Source organism: Qipengyuania sp. MTN3-11 (genome assembly GCF_042851825.1).
GTDB lineage: Bacteria > Pseudomonadota > Alphaproteobacteria > Sphingomonadales > Sphingomonadaceae > Qipengyuania.
Genome location: NZ_BTGM01000001.1, coordinates 941,645 through 958,129, shown reverse-complemented (window position 1 = coordinate 958,129; position 16,485 = coordinate 941,645). Strand labels below are relative to the sequence as shown.

Genomic DNA, 16,485 nt, shown 5'->3' with positions numbered 1-16,485 from the left:
GAGCGGGTCAGTAACTGGCGCCGAGGCCGATCAAGTTGAATGCGATCCCTACGTAGAGGACCACCAAGGCCGAGAGTGCCAGAAGGACGCTCCAGAGCTTTCCAGTCCAGCCTAGCGCTGCGCGCCAGACAGTAACGGCGTACCAGACCATCGCCGCGAAGCCGCCGACGAAGGCGATGGCACTCGCCAGCTGGAGGATGAAGGCGAAAATGTCTCCGGAACCGGAGAGATTGGTCACGTCGGCGAACAGATAGGTGATGAACCAGGCCCATCCCGCCAGGACCAGCAGGATCGCCCAGGCGAAGATCCGGGACAGCCGGTAGGCACGCAGCTGCCGCCCTTCGAGCGGAAGGGCGGCCTTGAAGTGGCGGCGGGTCAGCGCCCGGACCGGCCACAGCACGGCGGTCAGACCCAGGACGATCAGCGCAACGACAAGCGCCGGGTTGAGCCAGGCTGCCGAGCGCCAAAAGGATACCCGGTCGAACACCATGATCGGCGCGTAGCCGTTCATGCTGAACCGGTTCACCTCACCATCTCGTTCGACGATGCCGAGCATCGCGTGGCCGCCTACCTCCTGCCACAGCCCTTCGCCTGCGGGCACGAATTTCGCCGGTGCGCCGCCACGACCGCGCACGCCGGAAACCACGGGATTGCCGTCCTCGTCGAGCGTCACCTCGGTCTGGCTCAGCAGACCGTTGATGTCGAGGAACGACGAATGCGAACGGCGCGATGTGAGGTAATTGCCCACCAATGCCTCGGCCAGCCCTTCGGCGCGGGACGCGTCGACCGGAGCAGCGGTTTCATCCTGAAGCGGAGGAAAGTAGCGGTCGGCGAACTCCTCGAAAAGGATCGAGCGGATCGCGCCCGAAGCACCCTGACGCCCCGGCGCGTTCATGCTGACGAACAGGCCGACCCCTTCGTCCAGGAACAGATGCAGGTCGCTGTGGAAAGCCACGGTATCGCCACCATGCGCGATCACCCGCCGACCATTGATATCGGCCTGATAAAACCCGTGCGCCATCGCGTTGAGACCGGGGATCGCGCGGTTGAGCGGGGCGTGCATCAGCTCCGCCGTTTCCGGTCGCATCAGACCCTCGCCATCGGCAAGGTGGGCATTCATGAACCGCGCCATGTCGTCGGCCGTTGTCGAAAGGCTTCCCGCGGGCCAGGGGCCGACGATTTCAAAAGCGAAGGGCGTGACGCCATCGCTTTCGTATCCTGTAGCCATTTGCGACGCCAAGCGATCGGGAAGCGGCTGACGAAAGGTCGAATCCGTCATATTCAGAGGAGCGAAGATGTTCTCCTCGATGTAATTCGCCAACGGCTCGCCGGTTACGCGCTCGACGATGTATCCCGCCAGCGACGTCGAATAATTCGAATAGGCCGGCGTGCTGCCCGCGGGATAAACCCGCTCGGGCACCCAGCGCTTAAGCAATTCGTCATAGGGCAAAGGCTCGTCGGGCGATTGGCGCAGGAGATCCTTCAGCTGTTCCTCGAACCCGGCGGTGTGGGTCATCAGGTTGGCCATCGTGATCGGGTCGCCATCGCGCGCCGGGATCGTGAAATCGAGATACTGATTTATGTCGGCATCGAGATCGATCCTGCCCTGCTCGACCTGCTGCATTACCGCGGTCCAGATGAAAAGCTTGGATACGGAGCCGGCCCGGAACAGGGTCTCGGCCGGGTCGACGGGAGTGCGGTTCTCGAGATCGGCATATCCGTAGCCGCGCGAAAGGAATATTTCGCCGTCCTTCACCACCGATACGGTGGCGCCCGGGATGTTCCCCTGGCCGATCGCATAGGGCATGAACCCGTCGAGCCATGCCGAAACATCCTCACGCGTGAGTTCGGCCTGACCTTCGTCCGGCCGATCGAGCTCGATCTCGCTGTCACTTTCGGTTCCGCTGTCGAGGACTTCGGGCGGCAGGAGGCTGTCTGCCGGTGCCTGGGCCATCACGGTTCCGAACGACAGCGCCGCCGCTATCGCCAGTATGATCCCGGTCGTTCTTTTCATGCCGCCACCCCTCGTCAGCCATCGCGCCGAAATTTTCATGCGATTATCCTGATCGAGACGATTAAGTCCTCATCGGAAAATGTCAAATCCCCCGGAAGTTCCGGAGCGGCACCTCTCGGCGGTTCGAGCCATGGTAAGTATTTGGTGAAGATTTCCTGGCTAGGCTAAGCCCATGGCGCTTAGAACAGCCACGTTCAGATCTGCCGTAGCGATCGCACTCGCGCTCGCCGCCGCGAACTATCTGTCGACCGTGGCGGGATATTTCCTGCGGCTCGATGCCGAGCGGCTCGCGTCTATTTTTCCCGCCAATGCCCTGACTCTCGGTGTGGTGCTGATGCGGCCGCGCAGTCAGTGGGTCGCTCTGCTCGCCGGCGGTGTCTTCGGAAATGCGATGGGCAATCTGACCCTCGGCGACATGCCGTTGCAGGCTCTGTCGCTGGCTCTGACCAATCTGATCGAAGTTGCGATCGCCGCAACGGCCATGCACGCGCTGCATGGAAGCGACCTTCATATCCTGTCGAAGCGGTGGTTAGCGCATCTCGCCGCGGTGGCAGCGCTGGCCTGTGCGGTGTCCGCGACGCTGGCCAGCTTCATTCTCCATGCCGCCGGCAGCTATTTCGACCACTGGCTCACCTATTACCCGGCGCACCTCATCGGCGTGCTGACCTTGGTACCGATCGTGATCGGGCTCGCGACCGAATGGCCGCGAGGCACTGCGCTCAGGAGCGCAGCCCGCTTGCCGCTGGTCGCCGTGCTGACTGTCGCCGTTTCCCTTTTCATCTTCAACCAGGGCGCACAGCCGCTACTGTTCCTCGTGTTTCCGATTCTGGTCTTCGCCGCCTTCCGCGCCGAAGTGCCCGGCGCGGCGCTGGCGCTCTTCCTGTTCACCGTGATCGCGACCGGCTTCACCTTGCGCGAGATGGGACCGGTGATGATGATCGAGGGTGGAGAGCGGTCCCGCATCCTGTTCCTCCAGGGTCTGATCCTGACCGCGACCCTGACCACGCTGCCCATCGGTCTGGCTCTGGCCGAACGCAAAACGGCCTTCGTTCGCCAAGCGGAACTTGCCGAGCAGGCCCGGTCGGCCAATCTCGCCAAGAGCCGCTTTCTCGCCAATATGAGTCACGAGATCCGCACTCCGTTGAACGGCGTCCTCGGCTTCGCCGAATTGCTCGAAGGTGGGCAGCTCGACGCCAAGCAAGCGCATCAGGCGGCGATGATCCGGACTTCGGCACAGGCATTGCTCAGCCTGCTCAACGACATTCTCGATCTCTCGAAGATCGAGGCGGGCGAGATGCGCACCATCGCCGAGTCGGTCAATCTGTTGGCCCGCATGCGCGACTGCGCCGAACTGATCGGGCCGGTGGCGGAGGCGAAAGGGCTTCGGGTGGCGATCGAGCCGGCCGAAAATCTCCCCGAGTGGATTGAGGGCGACAACTTGCGATTGCGTCAAATCCTGCTCAATCTCTTGGGTAATGCCGTCAAGTTCAGCGAGGAAGGCACGATCCGCATCGGTGCCGCCCGACAGGGCGAGCGCATAAGGATCTCCGTGTCCGACCAGGGTATCGGTATCGCTCCTGCCCGACAGCGCGAGATTTTCGAGGAATTCGTTCAGGCCGATGCGACCACCGCCCGCGATTTTGGTGGCAGTGGTCTGGGGCTCGCGATCAGCCGTCGCCTTGCCAACCTCCTCGGCGGCGAGGTCAACCTGTGGAGCGCGCCCGGCGAAGGCACGGTGGTCTATCTGGACCTTCCCTACCGCGAAATCGAAGCGCCGACCGCGCCCGCGCCGGCATCCGGTGCTCCCGACATCGAGACCAAAAAGGCTCGTATCCTGCTCGTCGAGGATTTCGAGCTCAACCGCGAGGTCATCGGCGCCATGCTCGAGCGGATCGGGCACGAGTGTTTGGAGGCCTTCGATGGACAGGATGCGATGGCCAAGATCGACCTTTCGCTGTTCACGGGCAAATACTTCGATCTCATCCTGATGGATGCGCGGATGCCGCGGATCGATGGACTTGAGGCGACCCGTCGGCTGCGCGCTTGCGGACGCTACGCCAAGACGCCGATCATCGGCCTGACCGCCAATGTCTTCGCCGAGGATGTTGAAGCGTGTCTCGAGGCCGGGATGGACAGGGTTCTCCACAAGCCGGTACGCATCGACGAATTGCGGGATGCCATCGCCGCCGCTCTGCAGTCTCCGGTGGATCGGTCTGAGAGCTGCGAAATCAAGCCAGCCGGAAAGGAACCGACCGCCCGCGAGGCGCTGACGGCGCGCTACGTCGAACAGCGAGCGGCGATGCTCGCCCGGATTTCGGAACTGATCGACGCGGGCGACTTTTCCGAGGCGAACCGCGAAGAGATCGTCGGCATCGCTCACAAGCTCGCCGGATCGGCCGGCATGTTCGGAGACCCGGTGACCGGAGACCTCGCCTATGTTCTCGAGGAGTGCGTGAGAGGCTTCTCCCAGGGCGATGAAGAACCGATACGAGAGGCGGCGGCGGCGCTTGCGCGCGCCGCCTGACAAGGAGACTGCAATTGGCCCGCATCATCTACGCTGAAGACGACCCGCTGGTCGGCGACCTGGTCAAGGCCACCCTCATCGATGCCGGGCACGCGGTCGGCGTCGTCCAGACGGGGCGGGAAGCGGTGGACGTGGTGCGCTTCCGGCGCCCCGACCTGCTCATTCTCGATATCACCATGCCGGAAATGTCGGGCTCCGAAGCGCTCGATCTGATCCGGCGCGACCCCGGGCTCTACGATCTGCCCGTCCTCATGCTGACCGGCCGCCGGGGCCAGACCGACGAAGACATCGCCCTGAAGGCGGGTGCCTCGGAATATCTGCGCAAGCCCTTCGATTGCGATCGCCTGGTGGTTCTGGTCGAATCCATGCTGGCGCAGGCGCGTCGCTATGCGGATCGTTCGGATACTCGCTCGATCTGATCCGCGTGGGCGGATTGCGATCACCGGGTAGGGGAATCGATCACTTGCGCCAACGGCGGGCCCAAAGCCACAGGATGCCGTCCTCCTGACCCGCCGCCAGTCGTTCTTGCGCCACCGGCCGCTTGGCCCTCGTCCGCAAGGGATCGATGCTCGCCGACGAGATGGAACGAGGAAATCCCCTGACGTTGCTCATAAAGCCTCCAGACCCCTGCTTGAGATCTCTTAGGGGCTACGGGCTTGCCAGCCTGCTAGCGGACGTCGTCAGCAAGTGGTTGCCCAGCGAGGTTAATTTTCAGAATATTTCGTCGTATCGCGTCCTGCCCGCATCGCCAACGTCTCGCTTAGTCGCGGATGGCGGTGCCCGCTGATCACCCGTCCGCCACCGCGATCGAACCCCACGATCATCGTCACCCTACGGATTTACCTTAATTTTATCTCTCCGGCATACTTCGGAGCTACTCAGGGTCGAAATCAAGGAATTAGGCGATGCAGCATCGTGTCGGCAGGCGGGAGCACGAGCGATACGACGTCGCGGTTGCCGGCCATCTGCGCACCGGCCGGGGCAAGGAACTCGCGGCGAAGGTCACCGACCTTTCGGAAAGCGGATGCTCCTGTGTCGCCGGATCGATGTGGATCAACGAGGGTGCCAATATTTCCGTCAGGATCGGATCCCTGGGCCCGATCGAGGCGACGGTCCGCTGGGTCGAGGGCTACGAGGTCGGGATGGAGTTCCATCGCCCGATATACGGCCCGGTGTTCGAACATCTGTGCGAAATGATCAACCAGGCCGAAGCGCGCAAGGATCGCCGTATCAAGCCGGTGGGTAGCTAGAGGCGATAACCCGGCATCTGTCAGGACTCGACGTCGCGGCGATCCCTCGCCCGGCCGAGAATTAGTCGCGACGTCCGCCAACCCGGCTTTCCCGCGAAGCGTAATCCAGGTTCTCGTCGCGCAATCCGGCTCCCGCGATGAAAAAATCGGTGCGGGCGCGCAAGCGTTCGTGGCTACGGGCGAGGCCCAGCCCGTGGCTTATTGCTTCCGCATGCACATCGCTGATGAATTGCCCCAGGAACAGCTCGGCAAGCAGCACCGGAGTGGCGGTCATCGGCACACCTTGACTCTCCCAGGTCTCGAACATGCGCTGGAGTGCGATGCCGGTTCGCGTCGCGGTGCGATCGAAGAACTGACGGGCGAAAGCTCGGTCGCTCATGCTGCGCGCTATCACTATCCTCACCAGAGCGACGGTTTCCGGGTCCAGGAAGTGCCTGTCGAAGGATGCCGCGAGCCGGTGAAGGATCGTCGACGGACTGCCACTCTCGGCTATCGCCTCATGCACCATAGCAACACCGGAGGAGGTCCTTTCGAACACGATTGCCTCCAGCAAACCATCCTTGCTTCCGAACAATTTATAGACAGTGGCCATCGAGCCACCCGCGCGCTCCACGACCTCCCCCAGGGTCGTTTTCTCGTACCCCTGCTCGATGAACAGCGTTCGCGCCGCATCAATGACCGCAAGGCGACGACGGCTCAAGCGGCAGCATTCGGCGGGATCGGTCATCGTTTCAAGGCCTTCGGAAAACGGGTTGCGAGCAAGGCGTGTAATAACTATTACACCATTCCATCCGCACTGTGAACCTTTTGGGAACAGCGTTCCCATCCTGTTTCGATCCCTTCGAAAGCCGACCCCGTCATGAAGAATGTTCTCGCTGGTCTGGCCGCGTGCCTGTTGCTCATCGGTTGCTCCGACGCGGAAGCTCCGCCCGAAGAGCCGACGGTGCCAGTGCGGATCGTGACGATCGCCAGCCAGTCCGTGCCGAACGTGATCGAGCTTCCCGGGCGGGTGGAGCCGGTGCGCGTGGCGGAGGTCCGCGCGCGCGTGACGGGGATCGTCGAACAACGCATGTACGACGAAGGAAGCAGTGTCAGCGCTGGCCAACGGCTTTTTCGGATCGACCCGCGCGAATTGCGCGCCAGCTACGCCCAGACCCAGGCCGCGCTTCAACGTGCGCAGGCGACTGCCGCCAACGCCCGCGCGGTGGTCGATCGCTACCTTCCGCTCGTCGATGAGAATGCGATCAGCGGCCAGGAATACGACGCCGCGCTCGCTGCCTCTCGCGAGGCGCAGGCCAACGTTGCCCAGATTCGCGCGCAGCTCGAGGCCGCCTCGCTTCAGCTCGGCTACACGACCGTACGCGCGCCGATCGCGGGCCGGGTCGGCCGGGCTCAGGTTACCGAAGGCGCGCTCGTCAGCCAGCCGGAAGGTACGCTCATGACCCGGATCGAACAGATCTCTCCGGTCTACGTGAGCTTCGCACAGGCAGCCAGCGAAGTGCTGGACATCCGCCGCGGGATCGCGGCGGGCGAGATCGACCTCGACGAGAACGACCGGGTCGAGGTCCGGCTGACATTCAGCGACGGGACCGAATATCCGATCCCCGGATACATCGATTTCCTCGCCTACTCGGTGGACCAGCAGACCGGTACGGTCGAACTGCGCGCGGAATTCCCCAATCCTGAAAATCTCTTGCTGCCGGGCGAGTTCGTGCGCGCCCGAATTTTTGCCGGCCAGGTCCAGAATGGATTGACCGTGCCGCAGCGCGCCGTGTCACTGACGGAGGACGGCGGCACGGTTTTCGTCGTCGACAACCGGGGCCAGGCGGCAATACGTCCGGTAAGTCTGGGCGCGATGGTGGATGGGCGCTGGATCGTGGAAAGCGGTCTTAGGGTCGGCGACCGGGTTATCGTCAGCAACCTGCAGAAAATCCGCCCCGGCACGCCGGTACAGGTGCTCCAGACTCCGACCGGTCGGAACGCGGCATCGCGACAACCCGCCCGCAAGGACGGAGCGCCCTAAGGCATGGCCCGCTTTTTCATCGATCGTCCCATTTTCGCCTGGGTGGTCTCGCTCGGCATTTTGCTGGCCGGGATCATCGCCCTGCGCGCATTGCCGATCGAACAGTACCCCGAGGTCGCGCCGCCATCGCTCGCGATCAACGTGGTATATCCGGGAGCCGATGCCGAAACGCTGGAGCAGAACGTCACACAGGTGATCGAGCAGCAGCTGAACGGGGTCGAGGGCTTCCTCTACATGTCCTCTTCGAGTGCCTCGAACGGCACCGCATCCATTACGCTGACCTTCGAGGCCGGGACCGATATCGATATCGCGCAAACCGAGGTCCAGAACCGCCTGAGCACGGTCGAGGCCCGTCTGCCGGAGGAGGTACGCCGACAGGGCATAACCGTGCGTCAGGCGAACGCGGGCTTCCTGATGATCGTTGCGCTGACATCGCCGAGCGGCGCGCTCGACACAACGGATCTCGGTAACATCGCCGCCACGCAGGTGGTGGACGAATTGCGCCGCGTGGGCGGAGTGGGCGATGTCACCCTGTTCGGATCGCAATACGCGATGCGCATCTGGCTCGATCCCGACGCACTCGCTTCCTACAATCTGTCCCCCAGCGCCGTGCTGGCCGCGATCCGCGAACAGAATGTTCAGACCGCAGGCGGATCGATCGGTGCGAAGCCGATCGCGGACGGACAGCAGATCACCGCCACGATCACCACGGATGGACGTTTTACGACCGTCGAGGAGTTCGAGGACATCATCCTGCGGGCTAGCACCGGAGCCGCGGTCGTTCGTCTAGGCGAAGTCGCGCGGGTCGAGATCGGTGCACAGACCTACGCCACCTCGACCACGCTCAACGGCAGGCCGATGGCGGGCATGGCGATCCAGCTCGCGACGGGCGCCAACGCGCTGGCGGCGGCCGAAGGCGTCAAAGAGCGTATGGAGGAATTGGCCGCAGGTCTGCCAGGCGACGTCGACTGGTCGATCCCCTACGATACCACACCCTTTGTCGAAGCCTCGGTGGAAGAAGTGGTGAAGACGCTGGTCGAGGCGATGGTGCTGGTCTTCCTGGTCATGTTCCTGTTCCTTCAGAACTGGCGCGCCACGCTGATTCCGACGCTTGTCGTGCCGATCGCACTGGCCGGCGCGTGTCTCGGGCTTTGGCTGTTCGGATTCTCGATAAACGTCCTCTCGCTCTTCGGCATGGTTTTGGCGATCGGCATCCTGGTCGATGATGCGATCGTGGTGATCGAAAACGTCGAGCGAATCATGCGCGAGGAAGGACTGCCGCCGCTCGAGGCGACCCGAAAGGCCATGGGCCAGATCACCGGAGCGATCATCGGCATCACCCTGGTGCTGATTGCGGTGTTCGTGCCGATGGCCTTTTTCCCCGGATCGACTGGGGGAATCTATCGCCAGTTCTCGGTGACGCTTGCGATTGCGATCTCGTTCTCCGCCTTCCTGGCCCTATCTCTGACCCCGGCACTATGCGCCACCTTCCTCAAGCCGATCGCCGGCGGACATGGCGAAGGCGGCGAGATTGCGGTCGATCGGGAAACGGAAGCACAGCCCGGATGGCGCGGGCAGTGGGCGCGGGTGCGGAATACGGCGGCGCGCTTCTTCGGGCGGTTCAACCGCTGGTTCGCGCGCATGCAGGAGAAATACGGTCGTGCAAATGACCGCATCCTGTCGCGCCCGTGGCGAGCCTTTGCGGTGTTTCTGGCACTCGGTCTCGTGACGATCCTGCTGTTCGTGCGGCTACCCTCGGCGTTCCTGCCCACGGAAGACCAGGGGTTCCTGATCACGGCCGTTCAGGCGCCGCCGGGCGCGACGCAGGAGCGGACTGACGAAGCGCTCGAACCGATCCAGGCCTGGTGGCTGGCACGCGAGGAGCTCGAGAACCTCGTCGTGGTGCGGGGTTTCAGCTTCTTCGGATCGGGCCAGAACAACGCGATCATGTTTGCATCGTTCAAACCGTGGGGGGAACGGACGGCCGAAGGCAGCGCGGCGGACGAGATCCTGAGTGAGGCCACCGGCGTGTTCGGTCAGATCGAAGGCGCGATCGCCTTCGTGATCCAGCCCCCGGCGATCCGATCCCTGGGTCAGGCGAGCGGATTCACCTTGAAACTGCAGGACCGCGGCGGATTGGGCCGCGAGGCCCTGACCGCTGCGCGCGACCAATTGCTCGGGATGGCCTCGCAAAGCCCGGTGATCGCCAATCTGCGGCCGGAGGACCAGGGCCCCAGCCCGGAAGTGTCGATCGACATCGACCGGGTCCAGGCGCGCGCGCTCGGCCTGTCGCTCAGCGATGTAAACGCCGCGCTCTCGATCGCTTTCGGTTCTGCCTATGCCAACGACTTCAACCGCCAAGGCCGCGTGCTGCAAGTGCTGGTACAGGCCGACGCGCCCTATCGCATGACTCCCGAGGACGTGCTGGCGCTACGCATTCCCAATGCCGAGGGCGAGCTGGTGCCCTTCAGCGCCTTCGCCAGCGCCGACTGGTCCGCTGCGCCGGCCAGCCTGGCGCGCTACAACGGCTACCCCGCAATGACCTTGTCTGGAATGGCCGCACCGGGACAATCCTCGGGTGCCGCGCTTGCCGAGATGGAACGGCTGGCCGGCCAGCTGCCGCAGGGCATCGACTACGAATGGACGGGCATCTCCTACGAGGAAAAGCAGGCGGGGGGCCAGATCGGCCTGCTGCTGGGCCTTTCGGTCGTGGTCGTGTTCCTGGTGCTCGCCGCGCTTTACGAAAGCTGGGCGGTTCCGCTTGCCGTTCTCCTGATCGTCCCGATGGGGGTGCTCGGCGCGGTGCTGTTTTCGATGCTGCGCGGATTGTCCGCCGACGTCTATTTCAATGTCGGCCTGATCACCATCATCGGCCTGGCGGCCAAGAACGCGATCCTCATCGTCGAATTCGCCATCGAGGAGGAAGAGCGCGGCCTACGCCGGATCGAAGCGGTCAAGGCCGCCGCGCGGCTGCGGCTGCGCCCGATAATCATGACCTCGCTCGCCTTCACGATGGGGATGGTCCCGCTCGTGCTGGCCAGCGGTGCGGGCGCCGCCAGCCGGATCGCGGTGGGCACGGGCGTGATGGGCGGGATGATCGCCGCGACGGTGCTCGGCATCTTCCTCATACCGATGCTCTATCTGCTGGTACGGCGCAACGTCAGCCGCAAGCGCCCGGTCGCGACCGGTGGTCATGAAGGGAGCGAACACCATACCGGACCGCTGACAGGCCCGGAGGCCCCCCGCGAAAAGCCGACCGACGACAGGGAGGACGATCGATGATCTTCTCTGCAAAGAGACTTCTCGCTGCCGCGCTCGCCTCCATCCTGCTCGCCGGCTGTGCCAGCATGGCGCCCGAACACAGCCGCCCCGAACTCGCCACCGAACCGGTCTTCGACCCGGAATATGCGCCCGACGGCAGCGTGGTTGCATCGCAGCTGTCCTATCGCGATTGGTTCGGCGATCCGCGCCTGCGGGGCCTTATAGCCAGCGCGCTCGAGAACAACCGCGACCTGCTTGCCGCGACCGCGCGGGTTGAACAGGCCCGCGCGCGCTATCGCATCCAGGATAGCCGCCGACTGCCAACGGTGGTCGCGAATGCCGGGGCCAGCCGCACCCGGCAGCCGCTCGGCGTCAATCCCTCGCTCGACAGCGGCGATGTCGAGGGCGCGCCGGCCGCGGTCACCTTCGACCGGTTCGACCTCGGCGTGGGAGTGAGCAGCTTCGAGCTGGACTTCTGGGGCCGGATCGCGAGCCTTTCGGAAGCAGCGCGCGCCGAATATCTCGCCACTGTCGCGGCTCAGCGCGCCTTCTACCTCTCGCTGATAGCCGACACTGCGACCACCTATTTCGAAATCGTCGAGACGGAAGAGCAGATCGCGCTGGCGGAAGCGACCGCCGAAAGCCGCCGCGAAGGTCTCCGGATCGCACGATTGCGGCTCGACAACGGCGTGACTTCCGCACTGCCTTACAGACAGGCGGAAACGTTGTTGACCCAGGCCGAACAGCAGGTCTCGAGCGAAAGGCTGGCCCTGGCGCAACTGCGCAATCAGCTCGCCGTCCTGGTCGGCGGGTCGGTACCTGCCGACATTCCGAAAGGGCAGAGCCTGGCGGCGCAGGGTGATGAACGCCGACTGGATACCGGGCTTCCCTCCACCCTCCTGCTGGTCCGTCCCGACATCGTCGCGGCGGAGGAGCAGTTGCGGGCCGCACGCGCCAATATCGGCGCGGCCCGTGCCGCTTTCTTTCCGACCATTTCACTGACGGGCAATGCCGGTCTGGCCTCGAGTAGCCTCGACGGGCTGTTCTCGGGCGACAGCTTTGCCTGGAGCTTCGGGCCCGCCATCTCTCTGCCGATCTTCGACTGGGGGACGCGAGAGGCCGATCTCGATCTGGCGCGGGCCTTGGAAGTGGAGCAGGTCGCGAATTACGATCGCACCGTCCAAACGGCCTTTCGTGAAGTGTCGGACGCGCTGGCCGGGCGGCGCTATCTTGCCGAGCAGGTCGAAACCCTGCGTCGCGCCGTGACCGCGCAGGAGCGGATCGCGCGGATCGCCCAATTGCGCTATCGCGAAGGCGTGGCGGATTATCTCGAAGTGCTGGATGCGGAACGCAACCTGTTCAGCGCGCGCCAGCAATTACTGACCACCGAGCGCGCCTGGCTACAGAACCGTGCAACGCTGTTCGTAGCGCTCGGCGGCGGTTTTGGCGAAGTCGTTTCGTACGAATGAACTCATACCCGAGCAGGGAACTGCCGTGGAATGAAGAGGTTTGCGGCGAAGCTCGACGCACTGCGGCACCGGATTTCCAAGGACAAAAGAGGAGCTTTCTGACTTTGAAAGAAAAATAGGCATCGCTTCTCAAAAATTACCTGGATACTTTCCGCCATCCATCAGGATGTTTTGACCCGTAAGGTAACCGGCGTGAGCGCTGCATACAAAGGCGCACATCGCGCCCAATTCCATAGGATCGCCTACCCGGCCAGCCGAATTGTTCGTGGTCAGATACCGGGCAATATCCTTCGATCCGCGCAGTCGACCGGTGTCGAAGGGTCCGGGTAGCAGGTTATTGATCGTCACATTGTGGCTCGCGAACTGCGGCACCAGGCCCAGCATGAAATTGGCAAGCCCGGCGCGCGCTGCATTGGAAAGCCGGCCACGTCCATGTCGAGATTGCGCGCGGCTTCGATGTGCTGGCGGCTCACGTCCGCCTCGGTGTAATGCGTCGCGACCCGAACCGAGCGCATGCCGATCGCGTGGGCTTCCCGCAAATCGTGCACCGTACCGATCCCCGGGAGCAGCAGCGTCGTGAGAACGACACGATCCACAGTGCAGAAAGAAAGCTAGCATGCAAGTCGGGTGTGCCGAGGCTTCTGACCCCACCCGAGTTGGCGTTGCCCTGGAACGGTCATCTGAAATCGGCTCGCCAGCCTCTCCCATTCGGGGCACGCCGAACAAACGGTTCCACTCGGACGCACGGAGTGGCACGGCCTTTCGAATGATAAGCTATGATCACGCCCAGGCCTTGATGCTCGATACGGCGCCCGTCTTGCCTGCCGAGACTGCGGCCATCGACGCTGCCGGGGGTCGATTTCTTTCGCAGCCGGTAAGAGCCGCGATCGACGCACCGCGCGCCGATGTTTCAGCCATGGACGGCTATGCCTTGCGTCGGGCCGACGCGGTACCTGGACAATGGCTGACGGTGGTGGGGGAGGCGGCCGCAGGTGCGCCTTTCGCGGGGGAACTTCACCAAGGCGACGCGGCGCGCATCTTCACAGGAGCGCATGTCCCCCCAGGCGCGGATTGCGTGATCATGCAGGAATATGCGCATCGGGACGGCGCCCGGGTCAGGTTCGCCGAAGGGTTCGGGCCAGACTCCCACATCCGCTTGCGAGCGGGCGATTTCGCCAGGGGCGACGTGCTGCTGGAACAGGGCCAGCGGCTGACACCGCGCGCGCTGGTGGCGCTTGCAGGTGCGGATGTTGGCGAGGTCGAGCTCGTCCGCCAGCCCCAGATCGTGATCATTGCGACCGGAGACGAACTGGAACAGCCCGGCCGCGCACGCAAGTCGCTCCATTCTCTGCCCGAGTCCGCCAGCTATGGCGTCGCGGCGCTGGCCATTGCGTGGGGGGCGACCCTGATCGAACGCGTGCATGGCCAGGACGACCTAGACATACTTGCTCCTCTTGCGCGCAATGCCATCGCCAAGGCCGATTGCGTGGTGGTTATCGGAGGCGCCTCGATCGGCGAACGGGACTTCGCCCGTCCGATGTTCGGCGGCTCGCAAATGGACGAGACGTTTTCCAAGGTCGCGATCAAACCGGGCAAGCCGGTGTGGTTCGGACTCGCCGATGGTACCCCGGTGTTGGGTTTGCCGGGCAACCCGACGTCGGCGATGGTTACGGCTAGATTGTTCCTGGCTCCCTTGCTGGTGGCCCTGCAGGGAGGGAACGCGGCGGAGGCGACCCGCTTCCTTCCGCAGGTCCTTTGCGGCGGCCTTCCTGCCAACGGAACCCGCGAAACCTTCGTGAGAGCGCGCTCTACCGAACACGGCCTGCTACCTGCCCGGAACCAGGAAAGCGGGGCACAGGCACCGCTGGCTGCGAGCGACTGGTTGATCCGCCGTCCGACAGGCGCAGACGCGGTTGGCCACGGGGAGATCGTATCCGCGCTCCCGTTCTAGACGTGCCGTTCGGAATCGGCGTTGCGGGGCGTCGACGATCGGCGCCCAGTCGCTCCGCGCCAGCGCCAGCGATGTGAGCCGGCCTGCGCTTGCCCGCGCGATTGCGGGGGTGGAGACCGGTCCACGACCTACCAAAGGCTTTCCGCGGTCGGGGGTTGTGCCACCGAGCTCGCCCCGCACTGGATCGCCGTAATTAGAGACGTCAACATCTTGATTGCGGGCCTGTTTCGCGCGACACGCTTTTCCCCAGCGGTCGGATGACAGAGGTTCGGTTTGGACATTGATTTTTCCGCGATGATGAACGCCTCGCCCAATCCCTACGTGGTTTTGGATAAGGATCTTCGGCTGGTGTGGATGAACCGGGCATACCTGGCCGCGACCATGCGCGAGCGAGACGAACTCGTCGGCCAGAAGATGTTCGATGCTTTCCCGAGCGAACCCGACACGGAAAGTTTTCGGCTGTTGAATGACTCCCTGCAGCGTGTTCTGCGCACTGCGGAGGCCGATGAAATAGCTTTGATCCGGTATGATATCCCGGCGGCTGACGGCTCGATGGAAACGCGCTTCTGGAGCGCCACCCACACCCCCATTCCGAACGGCAGCGGTGAGCTCGCATATATCCTCCAGCACACCGTCGACGTGACGGAGTTGCAGGGCCTCAAGCGTTTGCGGGACGAAGCCGATCTCATCCGGCGGGCCGAAAAGGTCCAGTCGACGAATGAGAGCTTGGTACGCGAGAGCCATCGGCTTCACGCCTTTTTCGACCAGGCTCCGGGTTTCGTGGCTGTTCTCGGTGGACCGGATCATGTGTTTCAGATGGCGAACGCTGCCTACCATCGCCTGGTCGGACGAGACGATCTGGTCGGCCTGAAGGTCGCGGATGCGCTGCCCGAGGTCGTTGATCAGGGTTTCGTCGATATCCTGGATCAGGTTTACCGTAGCGGCGAGCCCTATCTGGGCAGACGCGAGCCCGTGGTCTTGAACGTGGGAGCGAATGAAGACGGCTTCACTCGCCTGCTAACCTTCATTTTTCAGCCCATCCAGAGCTCCATGGGGGATGTGTCGGGCATCATCGTACAAGGCTACGACGTCACCGACGAGGTCGAGTTCGAGGAACGGCAGGTCTTGCTCATCAACGAGCTTCAGCACCGGGTCAAAAACACGATCTCCGTCGTTCAGGTGCTCGCCAAGCAGTCGTTCCGCCTGGTTCCGGAAAGCGAGAAGGCGCTGGCAGTGTTTTCGGGCAGACTATCCGCCCTGTCCACCGCGCATGGCCTGTTGACCAGCAAGAACTGGGGCCCGACCTCGATGCCGGCCCTGTTGAGATCGACCCTTTCTGCCGCCGTCGGGGAGGCGGTCGCTCGTATCGAATTGGAGGGTCCGGAACACCTGCTCGAGCCGGAGACTGCGCTGGGTCTGACAATGATAATCCACGAACTGGCCACCAACGCGCTCAAACACGGTTCGCTTTCCGCTGAGAGCGGCCAGGTACTGCTGAGCTGGCGCATCGACGATCGCAATGACACCGACACGGTGCTGCTTGCGTGGACGGAGACCGGAGGGCCCGTCGTCTCGGAACCCCGCCATAAGGGATTTGGCAGTCGCCTGATCGAGCGAGGCCTCGGTGGGGGAGGATCGCGGCCGCAGATCAGCTTCAAATCCGAAGGATTCGCGTATTCGATCAGCTTCGCGATTGCCAAGAATCCTCAAGGCGCCGGACTGGGGCGAACATTTGCGCGTTTCAAGAATGTCGGAACGGCGTCCGGCAAGGCTTTCGAACAATAGCTCGCGAACCGGCCTCAAGCGTGATGCTCGGAATATTCATCGATCCGGCTCTCGCCGTTTCCCTTTTTCGGAAGCTTCGACCGTCTTGGCGCCGGGGATCGCCAGGTAGGCGATAAAAGCCATCACCATGAAACCGGCCGCGATACTCAGGGCCTGGTCGTAGGATTGCGTGTCATCGTCGAGCATACCGACGCGCGTGATCTTGCGA

General features: G+C 63.5%; 12 protein-coding genes and 1 pseudogene. 8 read left to right on the top strand and 5 right to left on the bottom strand.

The features are described 5' to 3' along the window. Positions 1-7: 7 nt before the first annotated feature. Positions 8-2,014: a serine hydrolase domain-containing protein gene (locus tag ACGHN1_RS04550; protein WP_390548732.1), complete on the bottom strand. Its 2,007-nt coding sequence runs from the start codon at positions 2,012-2,014 to the stop codon at positions 8-10. Positions 2,015-2,186: 172 nt separating this feature from the next. Between ACGHN1_RS04550 and ACGHN1_RS04545 the strand changes: the two genes are divergently transcribed. The 3 genes from ACGHN1_RS04545 (at position 2,187) to ACGHN1_RS04535 (ending at position 5,788) form a co-directional block, all read left to right on the top strand. Continuing rightward, positions 2,187-4,538 (top strand): ATP-binding protein, encoded by a 2,352-nt coding sequence (locus ACGHN1_RS04545; RefSeq protein ID WP_390548730.1) that lies wholly within the window; start codon positions 2,187-2,189, stop codon positions 4,536-4,538. A 14-nt stretch (positions 4,539-4,552) separates the two neighbouring features. Continuing rightward, on the top strand, positions 4,553-4,957 hold the full coding sequence (locus tag ACGHN1_RS04540; RefSeq protein ID WP_390548728.1) for a response regulator: 405 nt from the start codon (positions 4,553-4,555) through the stop codon (positions 4,955-4,957). A gap of 486 nt (positions 4,958-5,443) precedes the next feature. Then, on the top strand, positions 5,444-5,788 hold the full coding sequence (locus ACGHN1_RS04535) for a PilZ domain-containing protein (RefSeq protein ID WP_390548726.1): 345 nt from the start codon (positions 5,444-5,446) through the stop codon (positions 5,786-5,788). A gap of 61 nt (positions 5,789-5,849) precedes the next feature. On the opposite strand, the gene ACGHN1_RS04530 is transcribed toward ACGHN1_RS04535, so the two are convergent. Next, positions 5,850-6,515, bottom strand: a complete 666-nt coding sequence (locus ACGHN1_RS04530; RefSeq protein ID WP_390548724.1) for a TetR/AcrR family transcriptional regulator — start codon at positions 6,513-6,515, stop codon at positions 5,850-5,852. A 132-nt stretch (positions 6,516-6,647) separates the two neighbouring features. On the opposite strand from ACGHN1_RS04530, the gene ACGHN1_RS04525 reads away from it, so the two are divergent. The 3 genes from ACGHN1_RS04525 to ACGHN1_RS04515 are packed head-to-tail and all read left to right on the top strand — an operon-like array spanning position 6,648 to position 12,541. Next, positions 6,648-7,811, top strand: a complete 1,164-nt coding sequence (locus tag ACGHN1_RS04525; protein WP_390548722.1) for an efflux RND transporter periplasmic adaptor subunit — start codon at positions 6,648-6,650, stop codon at positions 7,809-7,811. A 3-nt stretch (positions 7,812-7,814) separates the two neighbouring features. After that, positions 7,815-11,093 (top strand): multidrug efflux RND transporter permease subunit, encoded by a 3,279-nt coding sequence (locus tag ACGHN1_RS04520; RefSeq protein WP_390548720.1) that lies wholly within the window; start codon positions 7,815-7,817, stop codon positions 11,091-11,093. Further along, a complete protein-coding gene (locus ACGHN1_RS04515; protein ID WP_390548718.1) occupies positions 11,090-12,541 on the top strand; it encodes an efflux transporter outer membrane subunit in 1,452 nt (483 codons plus the stop codon). The genes ACGHN1_RS04520 and ACGHN1_RS04515 overlap by 4 nt, the downstream gene beginning before the upstream one ends. 129 nt (positions 12,542-12,670) lie before the next feature. Here ACGHN1_RS04515 and ACGHN1_RS04510 read toward each other — a convergent pair whose 3' ends face one another. After that, the gene (locus ACGHN1_RS04510; protein WP_390548716.1) at positions 12,671-12,925 is read right to left on the bottom strand and encodes an SDR family oxidoreductase; all 255 of its coding nucleotides are present in this window, start codon (positions 12,923-12,925) and stop codon (positions 12,671-12,673) included. Positions 12,926-12,951: 26 nt separating this feature from the next. Further along, positions 12,952-13,137 (bottom strand): annotated as a pseudogene (locus tag ACGHN1_RS04505) (4-hydroxy-2-oxovalerate aldolase); the annotation flags it as partial. 20 nt (positions 13,138-13,157) lie between these two features. On the opposite strand from ACGHN1_RS04505, the gene ACGHN1_RS04500 reads away from it, so the two are divergent. Continuing rightward, the gene (locus ACGHN1_RS04500; protein ID WP_390548714.1) at positions 13,158-14,492 is read left to right on the top strand and encodes a molybdopterin molybdotransferase MoeA; all 1,335 of its coding nucleotides are present in this window, start codon (positions 13,158-13,160) and stop codon (positions 14,490-14,492) included. Between the two features lie 273 nt (positions 14,493-14,765). Then, positions 14,766-16,277 (top strand): PAS domain-containing protein, encoded by a 1,512-nt coding sequence (locus tag ACGHN1_RS04495; RefSeq protein WP_390548712.1) that lies wholly within the window; start codon positions 14,766-14,768, stop codon positions 16,275-16,277. 36 nt (positions 16,278-16,313) lie between these two features. On the opposite strand, the gene ACGHN1_RS04490 is transcribed toward ACGHN1_RS04495, so the two are convergent. Continuing rightward, entirely contained in the window at positions 16,314-16,463 is a 150-nt protein-coding gene (locus tag ACGHN1_RS04490; RefSeq protein ID WP_390548710.1) for a hypothetical protein, read from the bottom strand. Positions 16,464-16,485: the final 22 nt, after the last annotated feature.